Source organism: Okeania sp. SIO2C2, assembly GCF_010692625.1.
GTDB lineage: Bacteria > Cyanobacteriota > Cyanobacteriia > Cyanobacteriales > Microcoleaceae > Okeania > Okeania hirsuta.
In genome coordinates, this window is the sequence record NZ_JAAHGM010000016.1 from 15,536 (window position 1) to 29,535 (window position 14,000).

A 14,000-nucleotide genomic window follows, 5' to 3' on the forward strand; every position below is an offset into this window, starting at 1 on the left:
CATCTGATATAATAAGTATTCAACCGGATTGAATATTAGGTGTTTTTTTGATTCCCTAATTCCTCAACAAAAAGGGCAGATATTACCAACATCAAAGAAGCTATTAACATCAAAGTAGATATAGCATTTTAAATCTCCCCATCCCCCCATCCCCCCATCCTCCCATCTCCCCATCTCCCCATCTGATATAATAAGTATTCAACCGGATTGAATATTAGGTGTTTTTTTGATTCCCTAATTCCTCAATAAAAAGGGCAGATATTACCAACATCAAAGAAGCTATTAACATCAAAGTAGATATAGCATGATTAAATTTCCCCATCCCCTCATCTCCCCATCTCCCTACCTTCCCATCTGATATAATAAGTATTCAACCGGATTGAATATTAGGTGTTTTTTTGATTCCCTAATTCCTCAACAAAAAGGGCAGATATTACCAACATCAAAGAAGCTATTAACATTAAAGTAGATATAGCATTAATTGCTGGTGTTACGGAAAATTTAATCATACCATAAACGAATAATGGTAATGTCGTCGAACCTACTCCCGCAGTAAAAAAAGTTATCACAAAATCATCTAGTGACAAAGTAAAAGCTAATAAAGCAGCACTAAAAATTCCCGGCCAAATCAAAGGTAAAGTAATACGAAAAAAAGTTCGCCATTCATTAGCACCTAAGTCTAAAGCTGCTTCTTCTAAAGCTGGGTCAAGTTCCGCTACCCTCGCTCTCACAGTTACTACAACAAAAGAGATACAAAATGCTATATGACCAATAATTACTGTCGGTAAACCTAGTACTAGACGAATGCCTAAAAAATTTTCTATTAGTTGAAAACTTAGAGAGAAGAAAACTAATAAAGAAAGTCCTATAGTAATTTCTGGAATAATGATTGGTAGAAAAAGTATTGCCTCCAATACAGTCCGTCCGGGAAAACGAAAACGTTCTAATGCTAAGGCAATCATAGTACCAAAAATTGTAGCAATGATTGTCGAAATTACTGCTACGAAAAGACTGTTTTTTAAAGCCTCCCAAATCATCACATCAGTAATAGTATTATTAGTTGCCCCTTGTAATAAATTCCTATACCAATCTAAAGTGAAGCCTCGCCAAATAGCATTAAAACGAGAATTATTGAAAGAGTAAATTACTAATATAAAAATCGGTAAATAGAGAAAGGCAAAACCCAAAGCAGCATTTAGCCATAACCCAAACTTACCAAGAGAACGAATGAGTAAATCTAATTGTTTCATTTTATAGCAATCCTATTTTACCTGTGTATAAAAATCTTACCGCTTTTAGGGAACAGGGAATAGGGAACAGGGAACAGATGGAAGTTTCAGTTTTTTGATCTACTTTTTGATTTGTCACAATTTATTTAGGATTGCTATAGTTTTTAAAGTGATATTTTTTGGTCTTCTGAAATCCGGAAATATATAATAACTGGGATTAATACGATTACCATTAATAAAATTGATAATGCCGAACCAAACGGCCAATTTCTCGCTTTAATAAACTGATTTTGAATGAGATTTCCCACCATCATAGTTTTGGCACCGCCTAAAATATCAGGAGTAATAAAAGCACCAAATGCTGGAATAAAAACGAGTAACGAACCAGCAACTATTCCTTTGATTGTCAATGGTAAAACTACACGAAAAAAGGTTCGTAAATCATTAGCACCCAAATCTTGAGCAGCTTCTAACAAAGAAAAATTAAAACGTTCAATTGTGGCATACAAGGGTAAAATCATAAATGGTAAATAACCATAAACTAAGCCAATAATTACAGCAAATGGGGTGAAAAGAAGAGTCAAAGGTTCATTTATTAACTGTAAACTTTGTAGGGCAATATTAAATACTCCTTCGGTACGAAGTAATACAATCCAAGCATAAGTACGAACTAAAAAATTCGTCCAAAAAGGGATGATTATTAGCATGAGTAAGATATTACGCCAAGGTTGTCTACGGGTAGCAATAAAATATGCTAATGGGTAACCAATTAGTAAACAAATCATAGTTGTAATGAAAGCTAAAAATAAAGACCGCCCAAATATTCCCCAATATATTCCTTGACCTAGTCGTTGATAATTATCTAGGGTAAATTCCCAAACAACCCCACCGTAAGTACCTCTTTCTAAGAAGCTATAAATAAGTACAATTATTAAAGGGATAATGAAGAAAATTAAGATCCATATAGTTGCTGGAGATAACAGAATGAGTAAATTGTTTAATTTCCGAGTTTCAATGGTTGATTTTGATTGTTTTTTATGAGGTTGCCACATATTAATTAGTTGATGACCAGGAGATTATAGCTATCAGATTTATGCTTGCTTGTCAATTAGTAAAATTAAAATTATGGCAGTTATTACTAAGTTAATTCTAGGTTGAACAAGAAGGTTAATATGTATACTAATAATCTTTCCACTTAACCAGAGCAAATTAGTATCAGTTAAATACAGCATATTCCAAGTATATGAAGTACAGATATTAACGATTAAATGTTCCCAGTGCGGGTATCTTGCCCGCTATTGGATGTATCTCACCCCTGATGGAATCTGCTGTATATAGCCTTTATATAAAACAGGACTTACGCAAAATCTGAAAATATACACCACCTGTAGGGGTTAACTGCCGTTAACCCCTAGTATATATGGTGTATCTCCGTAAGTCCTGTAAAAATTAGTATTTTCGAGTACAAAAAATTTCTATAGATCAAAAACCTGAAACTATTACCACTGTTGCCAGATTAGCTATTTCCTTTCCCTTAAAAGTATATTTACAGCTCAAATGTAAATGTTAGAGTTTTTTTGCTTTGCATTTACAGCAGTTTTCAGAAAGATGGAACGCACTCCTAAAGAATAAAAACCTTTGTATAGACCTTCCATGGAACCTTCCTACCGTAGTCTACTTAAGTAAAAACTACTATAATTCTTAATTGATAGGTAGAACTGAGATACCACTATCAGTATTCTACGCGATCGTCAAAATATCTTCCATAGCAGAAAACATCTCCAGAAGGCAACAGTGGGAAAAAATCTCCCTTTTTACAGCGCTTTTCAAATTGATGAACCACATCTTCACAAACAAAACTTTGTAGGGACGTTCCATGGAAAGTTCCTACTGTGGTCTACCGTGCAGGAAAACCGCTGTAAATTTCATTACAGTCTATTTCCTGACCAACTCTTTCTTTGTTATACCTGAACAATACTATCGGATAGTGACGATTATCAATATAAATCAACTTTTATATATTGACAAATTAACATTTTTATGATTAGATACTGCAATCTAAATATTGTAGAGCTAAAAGTATTAAATATTATCAACTTTTATATATTGACAAATTAACAATCTTGTGAAATAAAAATAATCAGTAATTTTACGAATCAAAGCAACCATGCTATGTAAAGAGTCTGTAAAATTATAGAGATTTTTTTAAAGATTTAATGAAGGTATAAAGTATCTTAAAAAATCGAAGATATCAACTTTTATATATTTTCATCTTGAGCAGTAATTGGCATAATTGAATAAGAAAAAATCAATGCTTTCTCTAGAAATAAAAGATACTCTATCTTAAATAAAAAATATGAAAAATTTAGCTCAAATTAATCAAGAAAGTATTTGGAAAAAACATATAATTAAAACCAAGAGAAAAGGATATTTCCGAAATATACAGGAAGTAAAAGTTGTAGCTAAAGTAGCAAACATGGGTCTTGAACCATCAAGATCAAAATCATTTACATCAAAGGTTTGGGTAGTTTCTAGCTCCTTGTAAACATAATATCTGTATCGATCCGCTTGTTTGAAAAAACTGGCAATGGTACAAATATTAATCAAATATTAATCAGTATAAGGGTTTCCAAAAATTAAAAATTTGGAAACTTTTTTTATTCAATTAGTTTTTTAAGGAACTAGAACTTGATTAGCATTAACAAAATATCATCAAATGCGTGAATTTGGTATTAGATATTCCATAAGTCAAGAGTAGTAATGGCAATTGCTGTATATACAAAAAATCAAAACTATTTTCAAAATATCCATACCAATCACCGAATAATTGATGACACTGATGAGGATGATAACCGAGTAGAGGAGACAATATCTATCTCATACCATTTCTCCATGAAGTTGCCCTTAATAAAAGGTAAAAGCTATTAGTAAAATTCAGGTTTGGGTAAGAATTATTAAGCGCATTATTACAGAGAAATGGTATCATAACTTATTTATGACTGCTATAATCATATTTTTGTGTGTAAAAGTGTAAATTAAAAAGCGTGAGAGAAGAAATAGTATGTTATAATTATGATCATAAATGAATTCTGATTATTTTTAGGAAAATCACTCTATACCCTCATCAAGTGGAGGGTCAGAGTTAGCATGACAGCCATCGAATCAATATCATTATTTACTGAACAGTTAGTAACAGCTAAAACAGGTAAATCTCTGTCAGACATTGAAAGAGAAGTTCTACGACTATCTTTGTCTGGAAAAACCTATAGTCAAATAGCCTCCAAATCAGATTACTCTCGAGATTATATTAGCCAAAATGTGGCTCCTAAATTATGGAAGTTACTAAGTAATATTCTCAAAGAAAGAATTAGCAAAACTAACTGCCTTTCTGTATTAGAAAGACAACTATTGATTTATCAAGCAAATAGAAAGCAAGCTGCACAAACCAGCTTAATTAATACAAATACAATCCAATATTCAGAAATTTCCGAAATTAATGATTGTAAATTACTAGATGGTAGAGTCCCTATAGGTTCTCCATATTATATAGAACGTGCTGAACAATTAATCTGTTATTCAGAAATTAATAAACCAGGATCATTTCTGCGTATAAAAGCACCCAGACAAATGGGAAAAACTTCTCTATTAATGAGAACTATTGGTTATGCTATCAAACAACAATATCAGACAGTACGATTAAGTTTACGAAGAGTTGATAGTACAGTTATCAAAGATATCAATAAGTTTTTAAGATGGTTTTGTGCTAGTGTAACAAGAAAATTACAGCTAGAATCTAAATTGAATGAATATTGGGACGAAGATATTGGTAGTATAGAAAGCTGCACTTTATATTTTCAAGATTATTTGCTTTCTATCATAGATGATCCTATAGTTTTAGCAATAGATGAAGTAGATTATATTTTTCAGTCTCCAGAAATAGCTAATGATTTTCTGTCAATGCTGCATTCTTGGTATGGAGAAACAAAGGAAGTTAAACTCTGGCAAAAACTGCGGATAGTTTTAGTAAAATCCACAGAAGTTTATATTGCAATGAATATTAATAAATCACCTTTTAATATGGGAATAGCTATAGATTTATCCCCATTTACTCTCGAACAAATCCAGGAATTAGCACATCGTTATCAAATAGAGCTATTACCACAAGAACAAAATCAATTAATGCGATTAGTGGGTGGTCATCCCTATCTAATTAATACTACTTTTTATCATATTAAATGTCATCATGCCAGTTTAGAAAGCTTAATCAAAACAGCAGCTACAGACACAGGTATTTATAGTAACCATTTGCATCAACATTTACAAAATCTGCAACAATATCCAGAACTTAAAACAGCTTTTGAACAGGTATTGCGAGCTATAACTCCTGTAGAGTTAGAACAGGTGCTGGCATTTAAGTTAAAAAGTATGGGCTTGGTTGTACAATTAGAAGATAATTTAGTTATGCCTAGTTGTGACTTATACAGGCGATACTTTTATGATGTATTTGTTAGTGTATAGTTGGGAAGTTTAGGGGTTTAGGTAGTAGAAAATATTAGTTAATTTTTTAACTTGAATAAGGAAGGTAATTATGACATTTGATAATTCTTCTGGGTTGCCTCTTGAAGACCGCGAAACTAAAATTCGACAGGCAATAGCAACTGAATTGTTAGATTATTGGCAAAAGCGCTATACAGAATATATTGAAGATCGAGAGACTGATGAACAAATTTGGGACGATGGCGGACTTAACCCCCAAGAGTTGTCTAAAAACGCTTATGCTGCCTATCAATTTTATAGAGGAACGGTGGAAATGGGAGACTGGGGATCGGTAATAGTTTATAGGATGGAAGTAGAAGAAGAAGCGATCGAGATTATTTATGTCGTTACCGACGGTGATGATGGTTGGTTGGAAGCTTATGATTTGGATGGAAATCTCCTGGGTGCGGCGCGACAATATATTGAGTTATTAGCTTGGAAAAACGTAGAGGATGTGCGAGGACAGGTAGAAACAGGAGATTTTCCCCCCGAACTGAATTGCGAGTCAACTTTGTGGGGTCGTCCTGAAGTAGTATAGCGCTACGCTTCAACAATTAATAATTAATAATTACCTCTCCTTGAAAAGAAGAGGATTGACCCCTCTTTTTCCTTCAACTCCAAGCTAAACTAATGGTTCTTGCTGAGTTGTGCAATGTATTCCTCCCCCTCCTGCCGCAATTTCATCAATATTGATTTGTACAATATCTCGACTGGGGAAAAGTTCTGCTAGAGTTTCTTTGGCACGACGGTCAGTCTGACGATCGCCAAATTCTGGGGCAATAACAGCACCGTTAATCACATAAAAATTAATATATCCTGCTGCAAAGTCATCACTTTCGTATCCCGGTCTTATTCTTTTCGGTGCTTCCAGCACAACAACTTCTAGTTTTTTCCCATCCGCATCTGTTGAGGAGTGCAAAATTTCTAAATGTTTTTTGGTAACAGCATGGTCAAAAGATTCAGGGTCTGGATCGTATCCAGCAACAACAACACCGGGACGAACAAAACGGGCATAAAAATCTGTATGTCCATCTGTAATATCATAACCTCTGATACCTGGTAACCAGATGATTTTACGCAACCCCAATAAAGACTTCAATTCTGTTTCGCAATCAATTTTGCTCCAACCGGGATTGCGATTATTATTGATAATACAACTTTCAGTCACGATCGCTGTGCCGCGACCATCAACTTCAATACCACCTCCTTCAAATACAAGTTTTGTATTAACTAACGGTACTCCAGATTTTTGTGCCACAAAGCGAGCTACCTCAGCATCGCGGTCGTGATATTGCTTGTTTCCCCAACCATTAAAATTAAAATCAATAGCTGCTTTCTGACCTGCCTCATTCACCACAAAAACTGGCCCTGTATCCCTAATCCAAAGGTCATCTATTGGACAAACAATCAACTCCACACTAGAGTTACATTTGGCTGTAGCTATATCATAGTCTGCTTCACGAACTAACATTTTTACGGGTTCATATTTGGCGATCGCTCTGGTAATGTTTGCTAGATTATTTTGTACACCGGAATAGTATTTGTGTCCCCAAATATCTTTACTTGCACTAAATGCCATCCAAGTACACAAATGAGGTTCGCTTTCATCTGGCATATAAAATGAGTAATTTGATGGCATAGAAGATGATGTTTGATTTAATAATTGAGGATTAGTTGTGGCAGAGATGGCTAAATTATTGAGAAAAATATAGCTTGATGTTGTCGATATTAACTGGAGAAAAAACCGTCTATTCATCATAAGTAATATCATACATATATTTGGGGGTGGGGAGTAGGGGAGTAGGGGAGTAGGGGAGATTGAAGTAGTTATAGAATTATAAACATATCAGGACTTACCCACGCATAAGAAATTATACACCATTTGTAGGGGCGGGCGGCCGTAGCAATTCCCAAGAAGCGTGATGTAAAAAATTCCTGTGTTGCGCGGGAGTAGGGAGTAGAAAAGAAGAAAAACAACTGTACCTCAGTAACTTGAGAAACGCTATATTAATTTTAAGGAGGGGTAATTATGAATTGTTAATTGTTAATTATTAATTGTGATTGTTTTTCTATTTATCTACTCTTCATTCTCTTCTTTAACTCCAGTGATAATTGCTACTGAAATTGTTATTAAGTCTTCTAAATCATTAGGTACTCGATATAAGCTTAGGTCTTGCTTAACTTGCTTTTCTTGTCGTTTCAACAGCGCAAATTGCAAAATTTTTCCGATAGAAACAGCTCCATATAATAAATTTTGTTCTGCTTCTATTCCTATTCCTTTATCGAGAGCAATTAACTCAACCGCCAATTGCTTGAAGCCTCTTTCTAGGTTTTCATCTATTAATTGATAACCAAAATAATTTAATATATCTTCCGGGTAATAATTCAACTTTAAATAATCTGAAAAATTACAATTTTGAAAACTACTATCACCTATATCACTCCGAAAAATTCTCTGGGAACTTTTTTTATAACTATGAATACTTTCCCCCTCGGAGATATTTATTAATGAGCTAGTTTGACCATGACTAAAATTCCACTACCTGGTTAAATTCACGCTCATATATTTTTATATCTTCTATATATTTTTCCCTTACCATTCCTTCTAGTTCTGGTGTATAAAAAAACTCATACTTAGGAAATCCACCTACCTTTTTAATCAGTTTTCTTAACTCATCGGGATGTTTTTTATGTAACTTATTTTCAAATTTATAATTACTATAATTAGTTCTTTTATATTCAAAGATATTTTCCGGGATTTTCAGTTGAGATTTTTGATTTAAGTCTTTTTTTACTCGATTGAGATTTTCAAACTGTCCAATATAGTCAAACTGAAATCGCCCTAAGCACAAAAATGTGTATTGTGGACGCCAGTGTGCATTTAAACGATCATTATCTGTGTTGGCTAGATAATTAATAAACTGACTAAAAGTAATAGACTTATAAATATCAGGCTCCATCCCTAAATCTCTATATACATCCATAACTAGCTTATAGGCAAAACTTATTGGTTTTGCTCTTTTAACAATTAAGTTTAAATAAGCACTCACTAATCTTTTAAAAGGGTTTCTCAAAATAACGAATTTAAAGTAGTCTGGATTTTGCATATAGGATGGATCAGTAAGTCTCATTTCTACCTCTAGTCTGCCAATATATTCATGAATATCTTGAGAAGACTCTTTGTATTGTTGAGCATAATCACTGTGTTCAACCATTATAGTATTGAACATAGTACAAGCATTTTTGGGAATGGGGCAATAGATAATTTTTAACTTGTGATTAATTAAGTATCTATTAATAATTGATTTCTGGTAACTTAATTCTGCTTCTTCCAGTTTTCCTTCCTTGAGATAAATTGACATCAACTTAGAATGTATTTGTTTTTCTATGTGAATATTGGTAGGAATATCTAATGCTTGGTTATATGAAGCGATCGCCTCTGAAGATTTTTCCTGTTGTTGTAAAGAGTCTCCCTTGAGCATAAGAACATTTGCTAAACCTAGATAAGCTTCTGAAAGTTTATGTTTCAAATCTATTACCTGATGATAAGCTTTTGTTGCCTCTTCCCATTTTTTTTGCTTAGTTAAAACATCTCCTAATTCTAGTCTAACTCCAGGATTTTTGGGATTAAGTTTAGCTAGTCGTTGATAGTAAGTTTCTGCCTCCTGATATTTTTGCATTTTCTTTTTTATCCCCCCTAATTGATTAAGTGCTGCAAGATGATTGGGATTCAAAAAAAGTACCTGTTCATATTCAGAAGTTGCTTCCTCTAACCGATTTTGTTGAGAATATATTTGTGCTAATTTTCAGTAAAAATAAGGTTCTTGGATATTTACTGAAATAGCTTCCCGGTATAGTGTTTCTATTTTTTCTCCCTGCGCATTTTTCTGGTAAGCATCTGCAAGTTCCCGATAAATCCATGCAGGTTTTTCTCCAGGAATAATTAAAGCTTGTTGATATGTTTCTATCGCCTCAGTAATATTTCCTTCCTGCATTAACTTCTGAGCTAGTTTTCCTGTTGTTTCAACATTTCCTACAACTTTTTGCTCTTCTTTTTTCCTTAGCTGTTTTCGGAAATATGAAAGTTTTTTTTCAGAGATATTTAAAGCTTTTTGGTAAGCTACTATTGACTCTTTTGCTTTCCCAATTTTGTTTAAAGCAGACCCTAATTGAGAATATATTTCTGCTGGTTGCTCTGGGTTGATGGCTATGACTTGCTGATAATAATATATGGCTTCTTCCGCTTTTCCCACAGCTAACATTAATGATCCTAATTTAACTTTAGCATCACTATTTTTTGGCATTAACTTTACCACCTGCTCTTGGTAGTTAATAGCTTTATCTAGTTCTTGATTTTTCTCGTAAATATTTGCTAATGCTACAAGAGCATCGGTACAGTTTGGTTGTAATTCTAGAGCTAAAGAATATTGCTCTATTGCTTCCGATATCTTCCCTAGATTTATAAGTTGTGCCCCAATTTCTAGCTTCTCTTTCAATTTAATTTGTATATTCATAATTACTCAACTTATACTTTTATTATAAGCATTTAGCTGTCAGCTCTCAGCTATTAGCTTGAATTCTATGAGTTCAAAACTTAAACTTGTCGTTGCTGTGCTTCAAATTATCGCTTAAAGAAGCGGTTAAGAGTCACCAGTCAGCCAGATTAAACCCTAGCTCTAAAAGCTGATAGCTGACCACTAATAGCTGTTTGCGCAGCATTCCGCAGGAAATGCTTACCTTTTATTGATACTCTCGCTTAATTGATTTTGCCCACAATAAAAATGGTATTACACCACCCCCTAATAATACTGCTAAAGTAAATAAGAAAATGATGAGTCTAGTCAAAAAAGGTAGGGAGCGCGACACCCAAGGAAATACATAAGGTTGTTGTTCTGAATCTACTGAATTATCGGGTAAATTGAGACTAACTTGCACATTATGTAACGAACCACGGTCGGCATTTATTGGCTGAATATAGTTAATTTGATACTCATCAAATAAAGCCTCTAAAAATTCGGTCAAACTTGCAGAAATATCCTCAGCATTACCAGAAAATTCAGCAATACCTTTAGTTACTCCCGCAATTTGTTGTAGTCGTTTTTGGTCAACAAATTCTTCAGCAGCAAGTTCGGTTAATTCTTGAGAATTATTACTTTTTTTTCCTCCTCTGACACTAATATCTCTAATAGTAGGAGGTTGCTCTAAATCATACTTTTGCTGCAACTGTTGGGGAGTCAAACCATAACCCAAAGTATGCACAGTAATATTAGGATAACTTTTCAACATAAACACAAGTTTTTCAAAGTCTTGTGCTTCTAATTCTGGTTCATTTTCTCTATTTCCATAAATACTATGATAGCCATCAGAAAGTAAAATTATCGAACGTCTTGGTTGAGATAAATTAGAATTTGGGCGTGGGTTAAAACGAGTATCTTCGGAATTACCAAAAAATTGTACTGCCTGACGCAAAGGTTCATAAATATCTGTAGCTGCACAAAGATTATCCAGTTGACTTTCTATTTTTTTGAGAGATTGTTCAACCTTTTTATTGCCTGCTAAAACAAAATTATCTAGTTCTTTTTTCGTCACTTGATTTCCCGGACAATTTTTACCTCCTTTGCCAAAAGGTACAATAGAAATTTTGGTATTTTCTCCCTTGTCAGCTAAATCTTGATTGAATTTTCTAATCGCAGCGATCGCCCCTTCTAATTTGGTTTTTTCCCCACTACTATCTAATTGCTTCATACTACCACTAAAATCTAATAAAACAATTACCCAAGCAGGAGGTAATTCTGCGGGCAGGGGAATTTTCCAATTAATATCAATGGGATTTAAAGTTTGACATTCTCCAGTTTTTGGCTCTGTTTTAGGCGGACAAACTGTTAAATTGAAGTTCTCTTTTTCCAGACCTCTTACTGGTTTATTGTTTTGGTCATAGGCTTTGATTCGCAGGGTAACTTTACTTTCATTACGTTCAGGAATAGCTTCGATAATTTCTACATTTTTTACTTGAGCAAAGCTAGGATTAATGCAGGAAATTACTATTAACAAAGAAAAACTAACCTTGTGGGTCCAAGAAGCGATTATAGTAGACAAATCTGAATAATTTTTTACCATTATAGCCCTCATTTTCGGCATAAAATGCAATTAAATCGTTATGTTTTAGTTTGATTGGCGTACTTTCCTTCAAGCGATCGCCTTGATATTCTATTCTATTAAAAAATTTGAGATTAGGTACTAAAATTGTTTGGCTAGATGCTAAGTCTAAGTCAGCAATATGTAGTGGCAAACCAGGGATACAAATATCCACACCAAATTGTTGACTGCCCATAATTTTTAACTGAGCTGAACCAATTTTAATTTTACCTCTTGCGGGTAATTGAATTGATAATCCTTCCTCAATTTTATCGGCAAAATCATTACTCACAAATTTAATTCTGGGTGATAATTCTTTCTGTATATGAGGATAATTACTCGATGTTTCAGACTGATTAAAATTGACATTTTCAATATATTCAAAACCAGCTCCAGCTCTCAGGGCAACTAAATGACTAGGAGAGGTAGAAAAACTCAAGACTAAACCTAATAAACCGCCCAATAAAGAAAACCCAATTGTGTCTTCCCAAACTTGTAATGCTGTGGGCATTCCATCCATTTTTTGTCGTATCCATTCAAAGATAATTGCTGCAACTAAAGCAGTCAAAATACTGGTAGTTAAACTAATGGTAAGTCGCTGCAAAAAACGCCGTTTATCTCCTGCTTCTATACTACGCCAGCGCCAAGTCAATCCTTCAGCTAAACCCACTGCTCCACCAATTAAAATCCACCCGACTATTCTGACAAATTTATCGGGTACAGTTATAACTTTATCTCGTAGTTGTGGATTGAGCAATATTTGTACTAATCCCCCAGAAGCAATACCAATTAATAATCCTAATCCTCCAGCAATACTTAGGGGTATTAAACCTCTGTTGAAGTTGCGTTTAAATCGAGTGGGATTGCTTAAAAATATATCTGTTGCAACTATACCAACTGCTAGAGAAATTGCCACGCAAGGAAATAATGTTAATTCAGGAAACTTTTGTAACCAGCCTAAATCGCTGAGGATAAATTGCCCTATACTCCAGCCGATTAATGCTGATGTAATTCCTGATAGAATATATAGATATATTCTCATAATTTATAATTAATTTTAATTTAGATAGAGTCAGAATTAGCAGATAATTAGTAAATATATGTCAGCATTTCCTAGGTCATGTTACGCAAATAGATTTTGAACGTTAATAACTGACTAAGGTTAGCTTGTTACCTTTTTCTTTTCTGCGGAATGCTGCACAAACATAATTTTTAATTCTCCTTCTAAGATAATAAGTTGATAACTTATAGCTGTTAAAGTGTTGCGTAGCATTCCGTAGGAAAGTTACGACCATAGGAGGCTAGCTGACTGCTGAATGCTTACAAATATACAGGTTTTGAATCTTTTGCATTTTAAATAGTATCTCCCAGAATGTCAATAGTATGTTGGCAGAAAGAAGGAAGTCACGGCAGGGATTTTTAATACAGATTAGACGGAATTAAGAAAAAAATAGTAATACTGTTTTTTCTCCTTTGGTTATCTTGATTTTTTTTACCCTAGTTTTAACTAATAAATATGAGGAGGCCAACCAATTTTATTGCCTTCTATTAGCTAGTCGAAAATAATTACCACTTCTCAGCAACTAAGTTTATTTTTTAATGGGCACATTGCTTAAAAGCCTTATCAAAAAAATCTTAAAAAATGGAAGATTTACCTTGACATAAAATACTTGACAAGATCTGATAAGCATAATGGAAAATGTGCGCTCATATATAGTAATAATAGAAGGAAAAAAATCCCGAAAAATCAGCTTTACCCTCAGCCAAGAAAATTTAACTACCAACAAATTTCAGAAATAAGTATCGCATCGCTAAAAATCATCAAATCCAGAAAGATTCAATCAGGAAATAAGAAAGTATACTGAATTATCATCCCCAGGCAACCTCAAAAAAAATCCTAACTTTCCACAGTAGAAGTAATAGAGCAGTTGTAGATGAGCAAGTAGCGATCGCCTCAAAAATAATCAATGGATAAATAGATTGAATAGATGGGAAAAATAAGTCAAAATTTATGCTGTCTCTGACTGAAAAATTTCATCAAAAAATCTCAAAAAATGGAAGCTCTACCTTGACATACAATACTTGACAAGATATGATAAG

At 33.7% G+C, this 14,000-nt stretch carries 12 protein-coding genes; 4 read left to right on the forward strand and 8 right to left on the reverse strand.

Annotated elements, in window-relative coordinates:
* Positions 1-386: 386 nt before the first annotated feature.
* Together F6K18_RS15520 and F6K18_RS15525 are read right to left on the reverse strand one after the other, a co-directional pair.
* On the reverse strand, positions 387-1,250 hold the full coding sequence (locus tag F6K18_RS15520; protein ID WP_287522032.1) for an ABC transporter permease: 864 nt from the start codon (positions 1,248-1,250) through the stop codon (positions 387-389).
* A gap of 143 nt (positions 1,251-1,393) precedes the next feature.
* A complete protein-coding gene (locus F6K18_RS15525) occupies positions 1,394-2,281 on the reverse strand; it encodes an ABC transporter permease (protein ID WP_287522033.1) in 888 nt (295 codons plus the stop codon).
* Positions 2,282-3,585: 1,304 nt separating this feature from the next.
* Here F6K18_RS15525 and F6K18_RS15530 point away from each other — a divergent pair.
* The 4 genes from F6K18_RS15530 to F6K18_RS15545 all read left to right on the forward strand — a co-directional run bounded on the left by F6K18_RS15530 (position 3,586) and on the right by F6K18_RS15545 (position 6,303).
* Complete coding sequence (locus F6K18_RS15530; protein ID WP_287522034.1) at positions 3,586-3,774, forward strand: hypothetical protein; 189 nt, start codon at positions 3,586-3,588, stop codon at positions 3,772-3,774.
* 215 nt (positions 3,775-3,989) lie between these two features.
* On the forward strand, positions 3,990-4,157 hold the full coding sequence (locus F6K18_RS15535) for a hypothetical protein (RefSeq protein WP_161564291.1): 168 nt from the start codon (positions 3,990-3,992) through the stop codon (positions 4,155-4,157).
* A 219-nt stretch (positions 4,158-4,376) separates the two neighbouring features.
* Positions 4,377-5,747, forward strand: a complete 1,371-nt coding sequence (locus tag F6K18_RS15540) for an AAA-like domain-containing protein (protein WP_287522036.1) — start codon at positions 4,377-4,379, stop codon at positions 5,745-5,747.
* 70 nt (positions 5,748-5,817) lie between these two features.
* A complete protein-coding gene (locus tag F6K18_RS15545; protein ID WP_287522037.1) occupies positions 5,818-6,303 on the forward strand; it encodes a hypothetical protein in 486 nt (161 codons plus the stop codon).
* Positions 6,304-6,387: 84 nt separating this feature from the next.
* Here the strand turns inward: F6K18_RS15545 and F6K18_RS15550 are convergent, their stop codons facing one another.
* The 6 genes from F6K18_RS15550 to F6K18_RS15575 form a co-directional block, all read right to left on the reverse strand.
* Positions 6,388-7,524, reverse strand: a complete 1,137-nt coding sequence (locus tag F6K18_RS15550) for an agmatine deiminase family protein (protein WP_287522039.1) — start codon at positions 7,522-7,524, stop codon at positions 6,388-6,390.
* A 318-nt stretch (positions 7,525-7,842) separates the two neighbouring features.
* Positions 7,843-8,154 (reverse strand): hypothetical protein, encoded by a 312-nt coding sequence (locus F6K18_RS15555; protein ID WP_287522041.1) that lies wholly within the window; start codon positions 8,152-8,154, stop codon positions 7,843-7,845.
* 139 nt (positions 8,155-8,293) lie between these two features.
* Entirely contained in the window at positions 8,294-9,559 is a 1,266-nt protein-coding gene (locus F6K18_RS15560; RefSeq protein ID WP_287522181.1) for a sulfotransferase family protein, read from the reverse strand.
* Positions 9,560-9,571: 12 nt separating this feature from the next.
* Positions 9,572-10,279: a lipopolysaccharide assembly protein LapB gene (locus tag F6K18_RS15565; RefSeq protein ID WP_287522042.1), complete on the reverse strand. Its 708-nt coding sequence runs from the start codon at positions 10,277-10,279 to the stop codon at positions 9,572-9,574.
* 226 nt (positions 10,280-10,505) lie between these two features.
* On the reverse strand, positions 10,506-11,861 hold the full coding sequence (locus F6K18_RS15570) for a vWA domain-containing protein (RefSeq protein WP_287522043.1): 1,356 nt from the start codon (positions 11,859-11,861) through the stop codon (positions 10,506-10,508).
* Entirely contained in the window at positions 11,824-12,942 is a 1,119-nt protein-coding gene (locus tag F6K18_RS15575) for a hypothetical protein (protein ID WP_287522045.1), read from the reverse strand. Before F6K18_RS15575 ends, F6K18_RS15570 begins: the two co-directional genes overlap by 38 nt.
* Between the last annotated feature and the right edge of the window lie 1,058 nt (positions 12,943-14,000).